Genomic DNA, 16,873 nt, shown 5'->3' with positions numbered 1-16,873 from the left:
TAGGAGATAACCCATGCGCCACGCTTCCCGAGGCCGCAAGTTCAGCCGGACCGCATCGCACCGCAAGGCGATGTTTGCCAACATGTCCGCCGCGCTGATCAAGCACGAACAGATCGTCACCACGCTTCCCAAGGCGAAGGACCTGCGTCCCATCGTCGAGAAGCTTATTACCCTTGGCAAGCGCGGCGACCTGCATGCCCGCCGCCAGGCCATTGCACAGATCCGCGACGAAGCCATGGTTGCAAAGCTCTTTGCCGTACTTGGCCCGCGTTATGCCGAACGTCAGGGCGGCTATATCCGCATCCTCAAGGCCGGTTTCCGCTATGGCGACAACGCCCCGCTGGCCGTGATCGAGTTCGTCGACCGCGATGTCGATGCCAAGGGCCAGGATTCTGGTCCGGTCTTCACGCGCGACGATGAAGACGAGTCGGTAGCCGCGTAAGGCTGACGCTTCAGTACTGAATTTGAAAGGGCGGCCCATGGGGCCGTCCTTTTTTGTTTTTGCAGTTGGTCCGTAAGCCAGATCAAGGCTTGCCGAGGTTTCACATGCGATGCAGCGCCTTGATCTCGTCCATTGAGCGGCAGAACACGTGGGGGAGCGAAGTGGCTTCGATCAGCTTGCGGTAGCGCTCGCCATTCTTGCGCGATGCGATGAAGACCCAGTGGAACATCGACCATTTCAGGCTATCTCTGTTGCCTTCCAGGTTCCCGACGCGCGACTTCTCGAACAGCGTACGGCGGATATAGCGGCCAGTGCGTTGCCAATGGCCTTCGTCAAGCACGATGGCAGCAGTCGCCCGTGCCAGGCGCTCCTCTATCAGCGCGCTGTAATTCCGATCCATACCCAGGCGTCGGCCTGCATGACAGCACGTTACAACTGGTGGAATTCGTCACGTAGCCTTGGCACCCAACTGGTATTAGGTTGGTGATGAAGTTGATCCAGATGAACCAGGGCGACTTCCAACATCCTGGCGATAGCGGCGGCGAGTGTCGACTTGCCGGCATTGACGGCCCCATGATGACGACACGGCCGCCCATGGCTTCAGTGGCGGTGTACGTCCTATTGGGGTTCCCCAATCCAGAGACCAAAAGACCGCCCCGGCTGCTGCCGGGGCGGTCAGTACGTACATTGCTCTGACGCTATTCTGCCGGAGCCACGTCCTTGCCGGTATAGACGTCCTCAACCCAGTACTGGTCGCGGCGGTCGAAGCCGTTGAAGGGGGTGAGCGAAGCCTGAGTATAGGCGCCCATGAGGCCGAACTCGATCCAGTCGTCTTCGTCGATATCGGCGGGAAGGGTGAACACCTGGGGCAACACGTCGTAGCTGTCGCAGGTTGGGCCCCACATGGTGAATTCGCTGAACTCGCCATTGTTGTCGTGCAGGCGAGGCCCGCGCCAGACCCGCACCGGCGGCGTGAAGTGCATGAATTTCACTTCCATCAGCGCACCATAGGCACCGTCATTGACATACACTGCCTGGCCGCCGCGCTGATGCTTCACGCGCAGCAGCAGTGAGGTGGAGGACGTCACCAGCGCGCGGCCGGGCTCGATGATTAGTTCCGGTTTCTTTTTGCCGAAATGCTCTTCGACGGCGGCGCCGATCGTATCGAAATAGTGACCCATGGGCGGCGCTTCGCTCGTCGGGTAGGGGGCCGGATAACCACCGCCGATATTGAGGCGCTTGAGTTCGATCCCGGCTTCCTCGACGATGCGGGCGGCGGCGGCAATGTGGCGCTCATAGGCGTAGGCGTCTTCGCACTGGCTGCCGACATGGAAGCAGAGGCTGGGCGTGTAACCCATTTTCTCGACGGCAGTGACGATCTCGGCTGCGGCCTGCTCCATGACGCCGAACTTGATGCCGAAATCGTAAGATTTCAGCGCCTTGCCGGCCTTGAAGCGAGTGGTGACCTCGACATCCTTGCTGGGCGACACGACCGAGGCGAGCTGGTCGAGCTGCTGGGGGTGGTCGATGGTGAAGCTGCGGACCCCAAATTCATCATAGGCGCGTTCGATCTCGCGCTTGTTCTTGATGGGGTTGTTGTAGTGCATCACCGCGCCCGGGGCATTGTCACGCACCAGCTCCATTTCGGTGTTTGAGGCCACGTCGAAGGCCTTCAATCCCTCGGCATGCAATTGGGCAATGATGTGCGGGGAGGGATTGCACTTGACCGCATAGGTCAAAAGCCCGTCAAAACCCTTCTTGAACACCTTTACGGCCCGGTGAAGTTCTTTCTCCGAAAACAGGAAGGACGGAAAATCCGGGGCTTCGGCCGCGATCAGAGCGGAGGTGTTGGCATAGATGGTCTTCGGCTCGTCGGTCATTGGACAACAGGCCTTTCGAGGGCTCGAGGAATGGCGGAAGTGAGCGCTGCATATAGGGCCGCGTGCCCCCTGGCGCAAACGATTATTTGAGGTGTCAAGGAACAGAGCCGAGGCGTCATTTTCATGACAGATTCCGGGTGTTCTGGTCGGAGCGGCAAATGCCGGATTTCCCGCTCGCAAACTGATTCCGAAGGGTAGGCCATGTCTTTGAGAACACTGGTGATTTCGTCTCTTCTGCTGGCTGTTCTGGCCTTGGGTGGCACTGTTGCGCTGGCGCCATGGAACGGGACCGCGCCGGCATTGGCTCAGGGAGCAATCTCGACGCCCGCAGAAGAGCAACGCGCCATTCCCCAGAGCGATGCACAGGTCAGGCTCAGTTTCGCGCCAATCGTGCAGGCAGTGTCGCCATCGGTCGTCAATGTCTATGCTACGCGCATCGAGCAGCAGGCGGTGTCCCCGTTTGCCAGCGATCCGTTCTTTTCACGCTTCTTCGGTGAGCAATATTTCCAGACGCGGCCACGCGAATCCCGTTCGCTAGGATCTGGTGTGATCGTCGATGCGAGCGGGGTAATCCTCACCAATAGGCATGTGATCGAGGGGGCGACCGATGTGCGGATCGCCCTCAGCGACGGGCGCGAATTTGCGGTCGACATCGTCATCGAGGACGAGCAGACCGATTTGGCTGTGCTGCGGGTGCGTGAGGCAGGCGGAGTAAATTTTTCCTCGATCAGCTTTGCCGATAGCGATGACCTGCTGGTCGGCGATCTTGTACTGGCTATCGGCAACCCGTTCGGGGTGGGCCAGACCGTCACGAGCGGCATCGTCTCGGCGTTGGCGCGCACGGGCGTCGAGGCCAGCGACTATGAGTTCTTCATCCAGACCGATGCGGCGATCAATCCGGGCAATTCCGGCGGGGCCCTGGTCGATATGGCTGGGCAACTGGTGGGCATCAATACGGCCATCTATTCCCAGTCCGGCGGCTCCGTCGGCATCGGCTTTGCCATTCCCGCCGATATGGCGCGGCTGGTGGCCGAAGCCGGGGTTAGCGGCGGCGCGATCGTGCGGCCGTGGTTTGGCGCCAAGATGCAGGCAATGAGCGCCGATATTGCCGCGAGCCTTGGGATGCTGGCGCCGCATGGGGCCATGATCACCGAGGTGGCGCCGGGCGGACCGGCCGCGCGCGCGGGGTTCCAGTCTGGCGACGTGATCCTCTCGGTCGACGGACAGCTTGTGGATGATCCGAGTGCCTTCAATTTTCGCTTTGCGACCCGGGCCATCGGGGCGGATACGGAACTGGAGCGCTTGCGGGCGGGCGCGACCGAGGTTGTCCGGCTTGCCGTGGAAGCTGCGCCAGAACCGGGAGCAGAGGCCACCGCCAGCATCTCCGCCAATTCCCGTTTCTCGGGCGTCACGGTCCGGGAACTTGATCCCGCGCTCTCCGAGGCGAAGAAACTGCCCTACGATGCGCAGGGGGTGCTGGTGACCGACATCGAGGCGGGATCGGCCGCCGAGGGCATGGGATTGCAGGTTGATGATGTGATCCTGGCGCTCAACGATGTGCAGATGACCAGTGCCAGCCTCTTCCGCGACATTGCCTCGCAAAGGGTCCGCACCTGGCAGATCATTCTGCAGCGCGATGGGCGGGTCAGTCGGGCAATTGTCTCTGGCTGAGTCAGGAATCACGCCAGTGACGTGAATTCAGGCGAGCAGACCTCGAGCCCTATGCTCGAATGGCGGGGAGAGTGACGTTTCCTCATTCTCACGATAGAACCACCCCATGTCCGATCTCTTCGCCGCCGACAGTACCGAAACCGACAAGGCCCGGCCGCTGGCCGACCAGTTGCGCCCGCGCAGCCTCGATGAGGTCATCGGTCAGCAGCATCTGCTGGGCGAAGGCGGGACGCTGCGGCGGATGCTGGCTTCGGGCAGGTTGGGGTCGTTGATCCTGTGGGGGCCGCCGGGGACGGGCAAGACCACTGTGGCACGGCTGCTCGCCGACCAGATCGGCTATCGGTTCGAGCAGATCTCGGCAATCTTCTCGGGCGTCGCTGACCTCAAAAAAGTCTTTGAAAAGGCGCGGTTCGAGCGCCTGTCGGGGCACCGGACGCTGCTGTTCGTGGACGAGATACACCGCTTTAACCGGGCACAGCAGGATAGTTTCCTGCCGGTCATGGAAGACGGGACAGTGGTGCTGGTCGGCGCCACGACGGAAAACCCGTCCTTTGAACTTAATGCAGCGCTGCTGTCCCGCAGCCAGGTGTTGCGGTTTGAATCCCTTGGACTCGATGACCTGGAGAGCCTTTTGCAACGCGCGGAGAGTCTGTTAGAGGCAGCGCTTCCATTAACGGACGAAGCGCGGGTGACGCTGCCCGGCCTGGCTGATGGCGATGGGCGGGTTTTGCTGGGGCTGGTCGAGGAGATATTGGCCTCAGTGGCCAGCGATGAGGTTCTCGACCCCACGAGCCTGCTCTCCGTGGTGCAGCGGCGAGCGCCGATCTATGACAAGGCGCAGGATGGGCACTACAACCTGATCTCGGCGCTGCACAAGACTATTCGCGGGTCCGATCCGGATGCGGCGCTCTACTATTTCGCCCGCATGCTGGACGCCGGCGAGGATCCACTGTTCCTGGCACGACGGCTGATCCGCATGGCCTCCGAGGATATTGGCCTGGCGGACCCGCAGGCGCTCACCCTGGCCGTGGCGGCGCGGGACGCCTACCAGATGCTGGGTTCCCCCGAGGGAGAGCTGTCGCTCGCCCAGGTGGTGGTCTATCTGGCGCTGGCGCCGAAATCGAACGCTGTCTACACCGCCTACAAGGCCGCGGTGTCGGTTGCCAAGGCCACCGGTTCGCCGATGCCGCCCAAGGTCATTCTCAATGCCCCCACCAAGATGATGAAGGGGCAGGGCTATGGCGATGGCTATATCTACGACCATGACACGCCCGAGGCGTTTTCCGGCCAGGAATATTTTCCCGAGAAGATCGGGCGACAGGCGTTCTACCAACCGGTGGAACGGGGCTTTGAGCGGGACTTGCGCAAGCGCATGGACTATTTCTCGCGCCTGAGGGCGGCCAAGGCGTCAGCGGACGACAAGGAATAAGGGCATGCAGGCAATATTGTTGGTTGGGGCCGGCGGAGGCATCGGGGCCATGGCGCGCTATGGCGTATCGGTTGCAGTGGGCCGCCTTCTGCCCATGAGCTTTCCCCTGGCGACGCTGGCCGTCAATGTGCTCGGCTCGCTGCTGATGGGAGTGCTTATTGGCGTGCTGGCGCGAACCTTGCCACCCATGGCGCCGGAAATCCGGCTCTTCGCGGCGGTCGGTATTCTGGGCGGGTTCACCACTTTTTCCTCGTTTTCACTCGATACGATCACCCTGATCGAGCGCGGCGCACTGGCGCATGCCTTGCTCTATGTCGGCTTGTCGGTTGTGGTTTGTCTCGCCGGCCTATATCTCGGGCTCCTGATCAGTAGAGGCGGTGCGGCATGAGCGGCGTACAACATCGAGAAGTGGGTGCGGACGACGACGGCATGCGGCTGGACCGCTGGTTCGCCAAGCACTTTCCGCAACTGGGATTTGCGCGGCTGCAAAAGCTGATCCGCAATGGCGAAGTGCGCGTCGACAAGGCCAAGGCGCAGACCAGCACGCGTCTTGTCGAAGGACAGACCGTGCGTATCCCACCTATCGATGACCCCGATACCGTCCGGCCGTTCAAAGTCGACGAGGAAGAGGTGCGGTTCCTCAAGGATCTGATCCTTTACGAGGACGATGACCTCTACGTCTTCAACAAGCCTCATGGCCTGGCCGTGCAGGGCGGCAGCGGCCAACTCCGGCATCTGGACGGCATGCTCAAGAACCTGCCCAACAAGCAGGGTGAGGCGCCGCGGCTGGTGCATCGGCTGGACCGGGACACGTCCGGCTGCCTGGTCGTCGCCAAGACCGCCGCTGCGGCCAAGCATTTCGGTTCGGTGTTCCGCTCGCGCTCGGCCCGCAAGATCTATTGGGCCATCGTTGCAGGCAATCCGACGCCGCGACAGGGCGAGATTTCCTGTTTCCTGGCAAAACAGGTAACGAGCGACGGCGAGCAGATGGTCGTGGTGCGCAATGGTGCACGGGGCGCCGTGCATTCGTTCAGCTATTATTCCACCACCGATACCGCGAGCCGGCGCTTTGCCTGGGTGACGCTGAAGCCGGTGACGGGACGGACACATCAGCTGCGCGTGCATATGGCGCAGTTGGGCACGCCGATCATCGACGATCCACGCTATTTCAATATCGAGAACTGGCAGGCAGCGCCGGGTCTCGGAGAAGGTCTGCACCTGCATGCGCGGCGGATCGCCCTGCCGTTGCGCAATGGCAAGAAGATCGATATTTCCGCGCCGCTGCCGCCGCATATGCTGCAGAGCTTCGACGCCCTCGGCTTTGATCCCAACCGCTACGATGCGCAGAATGTGGATCCGGAGGACGGGGCTTGAAGCTGGTCATGTTTGACATGGACGGCACGCTGATCGACACACAGGCGCTGATTGCCGAGCATATGGCGACCACCTTCGCCGAGGCCGGGCTTGCGGTGCCGACGCCGGCGCAGGTGCGGCGGATCATCGGCCTGTCGCTACCCCAGGCCATGCTGCGACTGCTCGGGTCGCAGGACATGGACCAGGCCAACCGGCTGGCAGAGGGCTATCGAGCGCATTACCGGGCCTCGCTGGTGGCGGCAGAGGGGCGGGAGGGGCTATTCCCCGGCGCGCGCGAGGCGCTGGATGCGCTCAAGGCGCAGCCAGATACGCTCATGGGCATTGCGACGGGCAAGGGGCTGGCGGGCGTGCACCGCCTGACGGAACTGCACGGAATAGCCGGGCATTTTTCGACATTGCAGACGCCGGACCACAATCCCTCGAAGCCGCATCCGGGCATGATGCTGCGCGCCATGGAGGAAACGGGGGCTGAACGGCACCGGACAGTCATCATCGGTGATACCACTTTCGACATGGAAATGGGCAGGGCGGCCGGAACTAAAACCATCGGTGTTACATGGGGATACCACCATGTGGACGAATTGCGGGGGGCCGGCGCCGATATCCTGATCGAGAGCTATTCCGAGCTTGCTTCTGCCATCGATAGCCTTGTGGAGAACTGACATGCGGGACCAGCTTGAAGAAGCGCACAAGCACGGGGATGACGGTTATGGGCGGGCGCAGCACTTGAACCGGGTCGAACTGCCAAAGCGGTTCTACAAGAATGTTGACGTTGCGCGGGGCGAAGACGGCTATTCGGTTACGCTCGATGGTCGCGCAGTGCGGACGCCCGGAAAGAAAATTCCTGTTATAGTTCCCATGCTTAGCATTGCTCAAGCGATGGCTTCAGAATGGGTGGCGCAGGGGGAGTTCATCGATCCGGGCAGCATGCCGCATGTGCGACTGATCAATTCGGCGCTGGAGAGCGGCGATGAGATGGTGCCGGCGTTCCGGGCTGAGATCGGCAAGTTCGCAGCGGGTGACCTCTTGCTCTATCGTGCTGATTCTCCACTAGAATTGGTCGCCGACCAGGAGGCGATCTGGGATGCGGCGCTGGTAAAACTGGCGCGCAGGTTCGAAGTGACCTTCCAGCCGACGATTGGAATTATTCATCAGCCACAACCGGTTAGTACGCTTGAGAAGCTGGATGCGGCACTGGAGGGGCAGGGGCTGTTGAGCCTGACCGCACTGGTGTCGATCACGGGCATTACCGGCTCGGGACTGCTGGCGATTGCGTTGCTTTATCAGTTGCTTACGCCTGACGAAGCGTGGACTGCGGCGCATGTGGACGAGGATTTTCAGATCCGGCAGTGGGGCGCCGACGAGGAAGCCTCAGAGCGCCGGGCCAGGCGCCGGGTTGAGTTCGATGTGGCCGTGTCGGTGATCGAAGCGCTGCGCTGAGGGGTCCCGGAGTCCCTTCATGAACACCTTATGAATGGCGGCCGACGATCCAGGCTGCGGTTTCCGGCGATATCTCGCGCAAAGGGTCGAGAACGAAGTCGCGCTCATGGGCGAAGCGGTGCGGCAAGATGAGCTTGGTCGAGTCCATTTCGACCCGCTCATAGGCGATCAGATCAATGTCGATCAGGCGCGGCCCCCAGACCTCGTGACGAACGCGGCCCATGTCGCGCTCGATATCGAGGCAGGCGTGCAGCAGATCGATGGGCAGGAGACCGGTTTCGATCGTCGCGGCCATATTGGCGAAATCAGGCTGGTCGGTGTTGCCCCAGGCCTTGGTGCGGATGATTGATGATTGAGCGACGACCCTGATCGCCTCATGGGCATCAAGTCGGGCAATGGCATCGGTCAGTTGCGCGGCGGGGGCGCCGATATTGGCACCGAGGGAGAGCCAAGCGGTGGACATCAGGCGGGCCGCACCCGGTGGAGTTCGATGGCCGCCTCGCCGCGCACCATGGCGATGGGTGCCTCGGGCTTGCGCACCCGGACAACCACCCAGTCGATATCGCTGAAAGCGTCGAACAGGGCGGTACAGATATTCTGCGCGAGGGCTTCGATGAGCTTTGTGCGCCTGGTTTCGAAGGTCGATTTTACCACGTCATAGATCTCGGCATAGGAGACGGTATGCCCGATCTCGTCGGTATTGCCCGGCGCAGAGAGATCGACGCCGCATTGCAGGTCGACGAAGAAGCGCTGGCCGAGCTTGGCTTCCTCGTTGAAGAGGCCGTGATAGCCGTAAAACCCGAGGTCATTGAGGATGATACGGTCGCCGGTGAACGGTGTGGTCATAAAAAGGGCCTCAGTTCTGTGGCGGACTATAGAGCGTCGCTTCGGCCACGCGAAGGGCGTCGCGGTTGGAGGCGACATCGTGGACGCGGAAAATGTGGCCGCCGCGTTCGTACCCTTGAACATTGGTGGCAAGGGTGCCGGGCAGACGCTCGGTGGGCTGGTTATCGAGCAGCTTACCGATCATGGATTTTCGCGAGGTGCCGACGAGCAGGGCGTTGTTGGGAAATGCGCGAGTCAGATCAGCGAGTTGGCGCAGGATGCTGTAGTTTTGATTCAGAGTTTTGGTGAAACCGAAACCCGGATCGAGGATGACCTGCGCGGCGTCGATGCCGGCCTTCTTCGCGATATCGAGAGTGGTCCGGAAGTAGCGTTCCATGGCGGGGATTGGATCGGTTTCGGCGGTCCAGTCGCGGTCCCAGTGCATGGCGATCACCGGAGCCTGCATGACGGCGGCAATCTGGGCCATTTCGGGCGCGCCCTGCAGGCCGTTGACGTCGTTGATGATATCGGCGCCGGCTTCCAGCGCCTGATGGGCCACGAGCGGCTTCATGGTGTCGATGGAAATGGGCGTGGTGATGCCGGCGGCACGAATGGCGTCGATCACCGGAATAACGCGGTCGAGTTCTTCCTGCACGGGTACCGGTTCGGCGCCGGGACGGGTGCTTTCGCCGCCGATATCGATGATATCGGCGCCCTCATCGACCATCAGGCAGGCATGGGCGAGGGCAGCTTCGACGTGGTCATGCTGCCCCCCATCGGAAAAACTGTCGGGGGTGACGTTGAGGATGCCCATAACCAGTGCAGTTTGCCCGAGGACCAGCGGCGATCGATGGCGCAGGGGGATGGCATGGGTGGCGTGCATGGGTTGTTCCTGAAGACGCTGCGGATAAGAATGGCCGCAATGATCATCCACGATCGTCAATAGGGCGGGAGCTGATCTGGCTCAAGGGGTGTCTATGAGCGCAGGAGTTGTCAAATTGCCCCAAATGATCTCGCTGCCACCGGAAGTCGACGGCGCATTCGCACGCTTTTCTGAATCGCAGCGCGCCGAACTGCTATCGGTGCGTGACCTGATTTTTGTGGTGGCGACCGAAGAGGATGTTGGGCCGCTGACCGAGACCTTGAAATGGGGCGAACCAGCCTATCTAACCGAGGCCAGCAAGGCCGGCAGCACAATTCGGCTCGGTGTCACCAAAGGCGCGTCGGGCCGGTGCGCGGTGTTTTTCAACTGCAATACGACACTGGTTTCCGGGTTTCGTGCCCGGTTTTCCGACGATTTTTCGTTCGAGGGTGACCGAGCCCTGATTCTGCCCGGACAGGGGCAATGGTCCCGCAATGCCCTGGCCATGTGCCTCGCAGAAGCGCTAACCTATCACCGCGCGAAATCGACTAGCCGTGCTGGCGGGCTTCCAGAGCCGATTTGAGGATCAGCGTCGCGACGGCGATCAGCGTCAGGGTGGAGGCCGCGGCGAAGGCGCCGGTGACGTTGAAGTCGTTGAAGAGAAGGTTGATCTGGAGGGGCAGGGTGTTGGTCTGACCGCGAATGGCGCCGGAGACAACGGAGACGGCCCCGAACTCGCCCATGACCCGGGCATTGGTGAGCACCGCGCCATAGACCATGGCCCATGAGATATTGGGCAGGGTGACATACCAGAACATCTGCCAGCCATTGGCGCCAAGCGAGAGGGCGGCCTCCTCGTCCTCGGTGCCCTGCTGGCTCATCAGCGGAATGAGTTCGCGGGCGGCAAAGGGAGCGGTGACGAAGAGGCTGACCAGCACGATGGCGAGCGGGGTGAACATGACCTGCAGGCTATTGGCCTGAAGCACGGGGCCGAGCAGGCCCTGGCCGCCATAGAGGAAGAGATAGACCACGCCGGCGACGATGGGGCTCATCGAGGCGGGCAGCTCGATGATGGAAATCAGCAATTGGCGACCATGGAAGCGGAAGCGGGTGACGAGCCAGGCAATGGCGGCGCCCACCACGATATTGACCGGGACGACGATGAGCGCGGTCATCACCGTGAGCCAGATGGCGTGGAGAGTGTTGGGTTCGATGATATTGGCGAAATAGACGCCAATGCCTTCGCGCAGGGCGAAGGAGAAGATCAGCACCAGCGGTACCACCAGCACGAAGAGTGCCAGCGTGCCCGCGAGGGTGATAAGAGCGATTTCGCCGGGGGAGCGAGTTCTTTTGGTCATGGATGCATCCATCCGGCGTCCCCCTGATAGGGGGAGGATTTCGACTGGTGATTGTCGATGATGGACATCACGCAGCCCTTTCCACGTAGCGGGTTTGCCAGGCGGCGAGGGCGTTGGTGGCAATCAGAGTGAGGAAGGCGACGGCGAGCAACACGAAGGCCAGGGCGGCGGCGGCCTCGTAATTGTATTCGTCGAGGCGAATATAGATCAGCAGCGAGACGATTTCGGTAACGCCGGGGATATTGCCGGCAATGAAGACCACGGCGCCGAATTCGCCCAGCGAGCGCGCGAAGGACAGCACGCAGCCACCGATAAAGGCAGGCAGGATGGTGGGCCAGATGATGCGGGTGAAAATCTGCCAGCGATTGGCGCCAAGCGTTTCAGCGGCGGCTTCAAGACTTTCATCCACCTCTTCCAGGACGGGCTGCACCGCCCGGACGACGAAGGGAATGGAGGTGAAGGACATGGCCGCGACAATGCCGGCCTGGGTGTAGTTGATCTTGAGCCCGTGGGGTTCAAGGAATTGGCCATACCAGCCGGTATTGGCAAAGAGCGTCACTAAGACCAGCCCGGCGACCGCGGTCGGCAGCGCGAAGGGGAGATCGACCAACGCGTCGAGAATGCGGCGGCCGGGGAAGCGATAGCGGGTGAGAACCCAAGCGAGCAGCAGGCCGACGACGCCATTGATGAGCGTGGCGTAGAAGGCCGAGGAGAACGTGATCTGGTAGGCGGCAATGGCGCGGCGCGAGGAGATAATGCGCCAGAACTCGGGGAAGCCCATGCCGGCCAGCTTGAGCAGCATGGCCAGGATGGGCAGCAGGATCACCAGCGTGACGTAAAACAGCGAGACGCCCATGGTCAGTCCGAAACCGGGGAGCAGATGCTTGCTGCGGTGATTTGCCATGCGCGCCTTCCCAAACGACAGACGACGACGCAGCGGGGCTGCGTCGTCAGGGTGCAGGAGTTAGTTCAGGATCACTGGTTCACGAAAACCTGGTCGAGCAGGCCGCCTTCGGCGAAGTGCTCTTCGGAGACCTTTGCCCAGCCACCGAAAGCTTCATCGACATTGACCAGGCGGACATCGGGGAAGCGGTCGGCAAATTCAGCGGCGACGGTCTCGTTGTTGACGCGGTGATTGCGACCGGCGGCGACGCGCTGGCCTTCATCGGAATAGAGGAAGTCGAGATAGGCCTTGGCCAGATCGCGGCTGCCGCGGGCATCCACAACCTTGTCGACGATGGCTACCGGGAACTCGGCCAGGAGGCTGACCGAGGGGACGACGGCTTCGTATTTATCGGCGCCCAGCAGGGTGACAGCGCTCAGCACTTCGGCCTCGAAGGTGATCAGAACATCGCCCAGGCCACGCTCGGCAAAGGCGGTGGTGGCGCCACGACCGCCCGTTTCGAACACGGGCACGTTGAGGAAGACCTTGGTGAGGTATTCGGCGACCTTGTCCTGATCGCCGCCGAATTCCTCATTAGCCCAGGCACGGGCGGCCAGATAGGTGTAGCGGGCATTGCCCGAGGTCTTGGGGTTGGGGAAGATCACCTGGACATCGTCGCGGGCCAGATCGCTCCAGTCGGCGATGTTCTTCGGGTTGCCAGCGCGGACGAGGAAGGCGGGCAGCGAATAGAAGGGCGAGGCGGAGTTGGCGAACTCGTTCTGCCAGTCGGCAGAGACAAAGCCGCCTTCAACGAGTTTCTCGATGTCGGTCACCTGGTTGAAGGTCACGACGTCGGCCGGCAGGCCTTCGAGAATGGCGCGGGCCTGGGTGGAGGTGCCGGCGTGGGACTGGTTGATCGTCACCGTAACGCCATTAGCGGCTTCATAGGCGGGGATGAAGGCCGCATTCTCCTCATCGAACAGCTCACGGGCAATGTCATAGGAGGCGTTGAGGAGGTCGGTGGGCTGGGCCATAGCCGGCGTGGCGGCGAGGGCCAGGGCGGCAGCAGCGGAGACGAGCAGCTTGTTCATGATGACGCAAAATCCATCGGTCAGGTCGAGTTGACGATGGTGATGCGACGGCGAAGCCTGCGCCGTAAAGGGCTAAATGCCTGCTTGGGATGAGTAATTTACCGGCCGGGGTGCGGCGGCAATGACGTTTCGCCGGGAGCGCTTTCCGCGCCAATTCCTTTCGGCAGGATCGGCCGGGCACCAGAGCGCCCGGCCGGAAATCTATTTGCGCACGGCTCGCGCAATAACGATGATGATGCAGGCGCCGATGAATCCGGCGACCAGATAGCCGATCCAGCCTCCAAACGAAACGCCGAGCAGGCCCAGCAGGAAGCTGGCCAGTATGGCGCCGACGATACCCAAGATGACGTTCATCAGAACGCCGCCTCCTGAGTTCATGAAACGGCTGGCCAGCCATCCGGCCAGTCCGCCAATAATGATGGCTGCGAGCCACCCCACTCCGTCAAAACCCATTTGCATCCTCCTCGCTGAGTCTTTCGACAGGGTGAGGGTGGCACAGTGGACGGAAAAGGCAAGAAGCGTTCGAATTATGGGGTCAGAATGGCCATACCACCATCAAGGCGGGGACGCCGATGAGGACCACGAGGATGGAGAGCGGCAATCCGAGACGCCAGTAATCGCCGAAGCGATAGCCGCCCGGGGCCATGACGAGGGTGTTGCACTGGTGGCCGATGGGGGTGAGGAAATCGCAGCCGGCGCCGATGGCCACGGCCATGAGAAAGGCCTCGGGACTATAGCCCAGGCCCGTGGCGAAGGCGGCGGCAATGGGGGCCATAACCAGCACGGTGGCGGCATTGTTGAGGAAGGGGGTCACCGCCATGGCGGCGACCATGATCAGGGCCAGGGCGCCCCAGCCGGGCAGGGTTACGGCGGTGGCGGTGAGAAAAGTGGCGACCAGATCGGTGCCGCCTGTCGACTGCAGGCTCTCCGAGACCGGGATCAGGCAGGCGAGCATGACCAGGATTGGGCCATCGATTTGATTGTAGACGTCGCGCAGCGGCAGGGCGCCGGTGAGGATCATCAGTCCGGCAGCGGCAAAGAAGGCGGGTGCCACAGGCACGACGCCAAGGGCCGTGGCGGCCATGGCGGCGAGCAGAATGCCGAGCGGGAGCAGGCCTTTGCGCACGCTGCCGATCCTGAGGCCACGTTCGACCAGCGGGAGAATGTCCCACTCGCGCAACAGGTCGGGAATGCGCTTGAGGTGACCCTGGAGCAGAATCACATCGCCGTTCTGGAAGCGGATTTCGCCGAGGCGCTTGACGAAGCGCTGGTCGCGCCGGGAAATGGCGAGGAGGTTGAGGCCGGTGCGGTCGAACAGGGTCAGTTCCTGGGCGCTAGCGCCGATCAGGCCCGAACTTTCGCCGATAATGGCCTCGATGACGCCAACATTGCCGCTGTCGCGCGAGGCATTGCCGCGGCGTTCCTCGAAGGACAGGCCGGTCTGGCTGACCATCTTGTCGAGAGCCTCCGGATCGCCTTCGATGAGGAGGATGTCCCCGGCCTTCAGCGTGGCGTCGGGCAGCGGCGTGCGGCGGCGGCCCGAGGCGCTGACAATGCCGGTGACCATAGCGGCGCCATCGGCGGCTGATTGCAGTTCCCCCACGGTTTTGCCGATGGCAGTGCTATCGGCTGTGACATGGGCCTCGGTGGTGTAGTTCTTGATCTCGATGGCCTTTTCCATGCCGCTCTCCTCACGGCGGCGCTCGGGGAGGAGCCAGTAGAAGAGAGCCAGGAAAACGATGCCGACAGCCGCCAGGATGGCGCCCACGGCGGTAAAATCGAACATGGTGAAGGCGGTGCCGGTCAATTCCTGGCGCACGCCGGACACGATGATGTTTGGCGAGGTGCCGATCTGGGTCATCAGGCCGCCCAGGAGCGAACCGAAGGCCATGGGCATGAGGAACATGGAGGGCGATACATTGGAGCGGCGCGCCATCTGAAAGGCGATGGGCATCATGATCGCCAGCGCGCCGATATTCTTGACGAAGGCGGAAAGCACGGTGACGATGACGACCAGCACGATCAATTGCATGCGCGGCGCATTCATCCGCGGCAGATAGCGACGAATGGCCACTTCCATGATGCCGGAACGGGCCACAGCAGCGCTGACCACCAGGGCAGAGCCAACTATGATGACAATGTCGTTGGAAAAGCCGGTAAAGGCCTGTTCGGCAGGAACAACACCGACCACGAGGGCCGCCAGCAAGGCGCAAACGGCCACCAGATCGTAGCGCCAGCGGCCCATTATGAAGGCAATCATCATCCCCGCAATGATCAGGAAAGCGAGCACTTGCGGGGTCGTCATAGGCTGCTCCGTTACTGTGGACCTGCACAACGCGGCCGGGCCACAATAGTCGCACCTGGGGCAGAATAAAGCCCATGGCTAGTTCCGCCTGCGAGAGGGCTGTGCAAAAAGATCGGGACAGGGAGGAACGCATGAAGCGATTGATGACGACTTTGGGGCCGTTCGAGCGGCATCAGCTAGGGCTGATTCTTCCCCATGAGCATGTGTTTGTCGACCTGCGGACTCCCGACCAGCCCGGTTACGCGGAGGCGGACCCCGACGATGTGGTGCGACTGATGGCGCCCCAGATCGAGGCGATCAAGGCCCAGGGGGTGACGGCGCTGGTCGAATGCTCCACCGGTGGGGTGGGTCTCCGGGTCGATATCGACCTGGCCGTCTCGCAGGCGACGGGCTTTCCCATCGTCGTGCCCACGGGCAATTACCGTGAACCCTGGATTCCCGACTGGGTCGCGGAGGCGAGCGAAGCCGAGCTTGAACGCTGGATGCTGGGGCACCTGAGAGAGGGCGTGGACGACACCGGCGTCGTGGCAGCTTGGATCAAGGTGAGCGCCGGGGATGACGGCATCACCCCGATGGAGACGAAAATCCTGCGGGCGGCGGCACGGGCCTCAGCGCAGACAGGCGCGATTATCGGTTCGCACACGATTAAGGGCAGGGTGGTGATGGACCAGCTCGATATCATCGAAGCCGAGGGTGGATCAGCGGACCGCTTCATCTCGATCCATACCCAGGCCGAGCCGGATTTCGAGCTCAATCGCGCAGTGGCCGCGCGCGGTGCGTGGATCGAGTTTGACCATATCGGGCGCGATCCCGACGACGACGTGGTGGCGCTGGTCATGCGGGCGCTGGAGGCGGGCCTGGAACGGCAAATGCTGCTCAGCCATGACCTGGGCTGGTATGATCCGGCACAGCCTGGCGGGGGCACGCCGCGCCCATATACGCACCTGGTGGGACGCTTCCTGCCACAGTTGCGGGCGGAAGGGGTGAGCGAGGAGACCATTAGGCGGCTGACGCAGGACAACCCGTTCGAGGCGTTCTCGCGGTAGAGCTTCAGGCTGCCGCTTCGTCGCCGGTCGAGGCATAAGGCAGGCGAGCCTTCAGCTGACGACCCGAGTCCTCGATCTCAAAGCAACCCTGCGAAGGCTCATCGGCGAAGGCCAGGACTGCGCGGGCGGCGAAACTCGCCTCCTCAAGCGCCAGATTGAGAGAGGGCAGGATCAGCCCGTCGATATCCATTTGCAGTTCGCCCGAAGCGTCCCGATGATTGAAGAAAAACCGTTCCATGTCGCACCTCTATGTTGACCAGCCAACGA

General features: G+C 62.1%; 20 protein-coding genes. 9 read left to right on the top strand and 11 right to left on the bottom strand.

The features are described 5' to 3' along the window. Nucleotides 1–13: 13 nt before the first annotated feature. On the top strand, nucleotides 14–442 hold the full coding sequence (gene rplQ / locus ACXYMS_RS13095; protein ID WP_458906920.1) for a 50S ribosomal protein L17: 429 nt from the start codon (nucleotides 14–16) through the stop codon (nucleotides 440–442). Nucleotides 443–542: 100 nt separating this feature from the next. On the opposite strand, the gene ACXYMS_RS13090 is transcribed toward rplQ, so the two are convergent. Then, nucleotides 543–842, bottom strand: coding sequence for a hypothetical protein (locus tag ACXYMS_RS13090; RefSeq protein ID WP_458906919.1), 300 nt, complete (start codon nucleotides 840–842; stop codon nucleotides 543–545). Between the two features lie 298 nt (nucleotides 843–1,140). Beyond that, entirely contained in the window at nucleotides 1,141–2,322 is a 1,182-nt protein-coding gene (locus tag ACXYMS_RS13085; RefSeq protein ID WP_458906917.1) for a type III PLP-dependent enzyme domain-containing protein, read from the bottom strand. Between the two features lie 201 nt (nucleotides 2,323–2,523). On the opposite strand from ACXYMS_RS13085, the gene ACXYMS_RS13080 reads away from it, so the two are divergent. The 6 genes from ACXYMS_RS13080 (at nucleotide 2,524) to ACXYMS_RS13055 (ending at nucleotide 8,236) form a co-directional block, all read left to right on the top strand. Beyond that, the gene (locus ACXYMS_RS13080; RefSeq protein WP_458906915.1) at nucleotides 2,524–3,993 is read left to right on the top strand and encodes a Do family serine endopeptidase; all 1,470 of its coding nucleotides are present in this window, start codon (nucleotides 2,524–2,526) and stop codon (nucleotides 3,991–3,993) included. 106 nt (nucleotides 3,994–4,099) lie between these two features. Continuing rightward, nucleotides 4,100–5,422, top strand: coding sequence for a replication-associated recombination protein A (locus ACXYMS_RS13075; protein WP_458906914.1), 1,323 nt, complete (start codon nucleotides 4,100–4,102; stop codon nucleotides 5,420–5,422). Nucleotides 5,423–5,426: 4 nt separating this feature from the next. After that, nucleotides 5,427–5,810 (top strand): fluoride efflux transporter CrcB, encoded by a 384-nt coding sequence (gene crcB, locus ACXYMS_RS13070; protein WP_458906912.1) that lies wholly within the window; start codon nucleotides 5,427–5,429, stop codon nucleotides 5,808–5,810. After that, nucleotides 5,807–6,796, top strand: a complete 990-nt coding sequence (locus ACXYMS_RS13065) for an RluA family pseudouridine synthase (RefSeq protein ID WP_458906911.1) — start codon at nucleotides 5,807–5,809, stop codon at nucleotides 6,794–6,796. The genes crcB and ACXYMS_RS13065 overlap by 4 nt, the downstream gene beginning before the upstream one ends. Before the next feature lie 8 nt (nucleotides 6,797–6,804). After that, a complete protein-coding gene (locus tag ACXYMS_RS13060; RefSeq protein ID WP_458906909.1) occupies nucleotides 6,805–7,458 on the top strand; it encodes an HAD-IA family hydrolase in 654 nt (217 codons plus the stop codon). Nucleotide 7,459: 1 nt separating this feature from the next. Further along, nucleotides 7,460–8,236, top strand: coding sequence for an ATP12 family chaperone protein (locus ACXYMS_RS13055; RefSeq protein WP_458906908.1), 777 nt, complete (start codon nucleotides 7,460–7,462; stop codon nucleotides 8,234–8,236). A gap of 28 nt (nucleotides 8,237–8,264) precedes the next feature. Here the strand turns inward: ACXYMS_RS13055 and folK are convergent, their stop codons facing one another. Genes folK through folP form a run of 3 tightly spaced genes read right to left on the bottom strand, consistent with a single transcriptional unit; the run spans nucleotide 8,265 to nucleotide 9,944 of the window. Then, nucleotides 8,265–8,699 carry a 2-amino-4-hydroxy-6-hydroxymethyldihydropteridine diphosphokinase gene (gene folK, locus ACXYMS_RS13050; protein ID WP_458906907.1) on the bottom strand — a complete coding sequence of 145 codons (435 nt, stop codon included), beginning with the start codon at nucleotides 8,697–8,699 and terminating at the stop codon, nucleotides 8,265–8,267. Beyond that, the gene (folB, locus tag ACXYMS_RS13045) at nucleotides 8,699–9,082 is read right to left on the bottom strand and encodes a dihydroneopterin aldolase (protein WP_458906905.1); all 384 of its coding nucleotides are present in this window, start codon (nucleotides 9,080–9,082) and stop codon (nucleotides 8,699–8,701) included. Before folB ends, folK begins: the two co-directional genes overlap by 1 nt. Nucleotides 9,083–9,092: 10 nt before the next feature. Beyond that, on the bottom strand, nucleotides 9,093–9,944 hold the full coding sequence (gene folP / locus ACXYMS_RS13040) for a dihydropteroate synthase (RefSeq protein ID WP_458906903.1): 852 nt from the start codon (nucleotides 9,942–9,944) through the stop codon (nucleotides 9,093–9,095). Between the two features lie 124 nt (nucleotides 9,945–10,068). Here folP and ACXYMS_RS13035 point away from each other — a divergent pair, with 124 nt between their 5' ends. Then, nucleotides 10,069–10,506 (top strand): DUF1801 domain-containing protein, encoded by a 438-nt coding sequence (locus tag ACXYMS_RS13035; protein WP_458907020.1) that lies wholly within the window; start codon nucleotides 10,069–10,071, stop codon nucleotides 10,504–10,506. Here ACXYMS_RS13035 and cysW read toward each other — a convergent pair. From cysW to ACXYMS_RS13010, 5 genes are all read right to left on the bottom strand, one after another. Next, complete coding sequence (gene cysW, locus ACXYMS_RS13030; RefSeq protein WP_458906901.1) at nucleotides 10,472–11,293, bottom strand: sulfate ABC transporter permease subunit CysW; 822 nt, start codon at nucleotides 11,291–11,293, stop codon at nucleotides 10,472–10,474. The two genes, ACXYMS_RS13035 and cysW, sit on opposite strands and share 35 nt — an antisense overlap. Before the next feature lie 55 nt (nucleotides 11,294–11,348). Further along, nucleotides 11,349–12,185 carry a sulfate ABC transporter permease subunit CysT gene (gene cysT, locus ACXYMS_RS13025; RefSeq protein ID WP_458906899.1) on the bottom strand — a complete coding sequence of 279 codons (837 nt, stop codon included), beginning with the start codon at nucleotides 12,183–12,185 and terminating at the stop codon, nucleotides 11,349–11,351. Between the two features lie 71 nt (nucleotides 12,186–12,256). Then, entirely contained in the window at nucleotides 12,257–13,255 is a 999-nt protein-coding gene (gene cysP / locus ACXYMS_RS13020; RefSeq protein ID WP_458906897.1) for a thiosulfate ABC transporter substrate-binding protein CysP, read from the bottom strand. Between the two features lie 201 nt (nucleotides 13,256–13,456). Further along, nucleotides 13,457–13,708, bottom strand: a complete 252-nt coding sequence (locus ACXYMS_RS13015; RefSeq protein WP_458906895.1) for a GlsB/YeaQ/YmgE family stress response membrane protein — start codon at nucleotides 13,706–13,708, stop codon at nucleotides 13,457–13,459. An 82-nt stretch (nucleotides 13,709–13,790) separates the two neighbouring features. After that, nucleotides 13,791–15,560 (bottom strand): SLC13 family permease, encoded by a 1,770-nt coding sequence (locus ACXYMS_RS13010; RefSeq protein ID WP_458906893.1) that lies wholly within the window; start codon nucleotides 15,558–15,560, stop codon nucleotides 13,791–13,793. A gap of 131 nt (nucleotides 15,561–15,691) precedes the next feature. Here ACXYMS_RS13010 and ACXYMS_RS13005 point away from each other — a divergent pair, with 131 nt between their 5' ends. Then, on the top strand, nucleotides 15,692–16,606 hold the full coding sequence (locus tag ACXYMS_RS13005) for a phosphotriesterase family protein (protein ID WP_458906891.1): 915 nt from the start codon (nucleotides 15,692–15,694) through the stop codon (nucleotides 16,604–16,606). A gap of 4 nt (nucleotides 16,607–16,610) precedes the next feature. Here ACXYMS_RS13005 and ACXYMS_RS13000 read toward each other — a convergent pair whose 3' ends face one another. Further along, nucleotides 16,611–16,844, bottom strand: a complete 234-nt coding sequence (locus ACXYMS_RS13000; protein WP_458906890.1) for a DUF6894 family protein — start codon at nucleotides 16,842–16,844, stop codon at nucleotides 16,611–16,613. Between the last annotated feature and the right edge of the window lie 29 nt (nucleotides 16,845–16,873).

Source organism: Devosia sp. CAU 1758 (assembly GCF_054482695.1).
Note: the sequence above shows the minus strand (reverse complement) of the source record. Positions and strands in the feature narration are given on the sequence as shown.

What these genes read in the sequence shown, in the direction of transcription:
- rplQ (WP_458906920.1), top strand. Translation starts at nt 14, where the DNA reads ATGCGCCACGCTTCCCGAGGCCGCAAGTTCAGCCGGACCGCATCGCAC.
- ACXYMS_RS13090 (WP_458906919.1), bottom strand. Translation starts at nt 842, where the DNA reads ATGGATCGGAATTACAGCGCGCTGATAGAGGAGCGCCTGGCACGGGCG.
- ACXYMS_RS13085 (WP_458906917.1), bottom strand. Translation starts at nt 2,322, where the DNA reads ATGACCGACGAGCCGAAGACCATCTATGCCAACACCTCCGCTCTGATC.
- ACXYMS_RS13080 (WP_458906915.1), top strand. Translation starts at nt 2,524, where the DNA reads ATGTCTTTGAGAACACTGGTGATTTCGTCTCTTCTGCTGGCTGTTCTG.
- ACXYMS_RS13075 (WP_458906914.1), top strand. Translation starts at nt 4,100, where the DNA reads ATGTCCGATCTCTTCGCCGCCGACAGTACCGAAACCGACAAGGCCCGG.
- crcB (WP_458906912.1), top strand. Translation starts at nt 5,427, where the DNA reads ATGCAGGCAATATTGTTGGTTGGGGCCGGCGGAGGCATCGGGGCCATG.
- ACXYMS_RS13065 (WP_458906911.1), top strand. Translation starts at nt 5,807, where the DNA reads ATGAGCGGCGTACAACATCGAGAAGTGGGTGCGGACGACGACGGCATG.
- ACXYMS_RS13060 (WP_458906909.1), top strand. Translation starts at nt 6,805, where the DNA reads ATGTTTGACATGGACGGCACGCTGATCGACACACAGGCGCTGATTGCC.
- ACXYMS_RS13055 (WP_458906908.1), top strand. Translation starts at nt 7,460, where the DNA reads ATGCGGGACCAGCTTGAAGAAGCGCACAAGCACGGGGATGACGGTTAT.
- folK (WP_458906907.1), bottom strand. Translation starts at nt 8,699, where the DNA reads ATGTCCACCGCTTGGCTCTCCCTCGGTGCCAATATCGGCGCCCCCGCC.
- folB (WP_458906905.1), bottom strand. Translation starts at nt 9,082, where the DNA reads ATGACCACACCGTTCACCGGCGACCGTATCATCCTCAATGACCTCGGG.
- folP (WP_458906903.1), bottom strand. Translation starts at nt 9,944, where the DNA reads ATGCACGCCACCCATGCCATCCCCCTGCGCCATCGATCGCCGCTGGTC.
- ACXYMS_RS13035 (WP_458907020.1), top strand. Translation starts at nt 10,069, where the DNA reads ATGATCTCGCTGCCACCGGAAGTCGACGGCGCATTCGCACGCTTTTCT.
- cysW (WP_458906901.1), bottom strand. Translation starts at nt 11,293, where the DNA reads ATGGATGCATCCATGACCAAAAGAACTCGCTCCCCCGGCGAAATCGCT.
- cysT (WP_458906899.1), bottom strand. Translation starts at nt 12,185, where the DNA reads ATGGCAAATCACCGCAGCAAGCATCTGCTCCCCGGTTTCGGACTGACC.
- cysP (WP_458906897.1), bottom strand. Translation starts at nt 13,255, where the DNA reads ATGAACAAGCTGCTCGTCTCCGCTGCTGCCGCCCTGGCCCTCGCCGCC.
- ACXYMS_RS13015 (WP_458906895.1), bottom strand. Translation starts at nt 13,708, where the DNA reads ATGGGTTTTGACGGAGTGGGGTGGCTCGCAGCCATCATTATTGGCGGA.
- ACXYMS_RS13010 (WP_458906893.1), bottom strand. Translation starts at nt 15,560, where the DNA reads ATGACGACCCCGCAAGTGCTCGCTTTCCTGATCATTGCGGGGATGATG.
- ACXYMS_RS13005 (WP_458906891.1), top strand. Translation starts at nt 15,692, where the DNA reads ATGAAGCGATTGATGACGACTTTGGGGCCGTTCGAGCGGCATCAGCTA.
- ACXYMS_RS13000 (WP_458906890.1), bottom strand. Translation starts at nt 16,844, where the DNA reads ATGGAACGGTTTTTCTTCAATCATCGGGACGCTTCGGGCGAACTGCAA.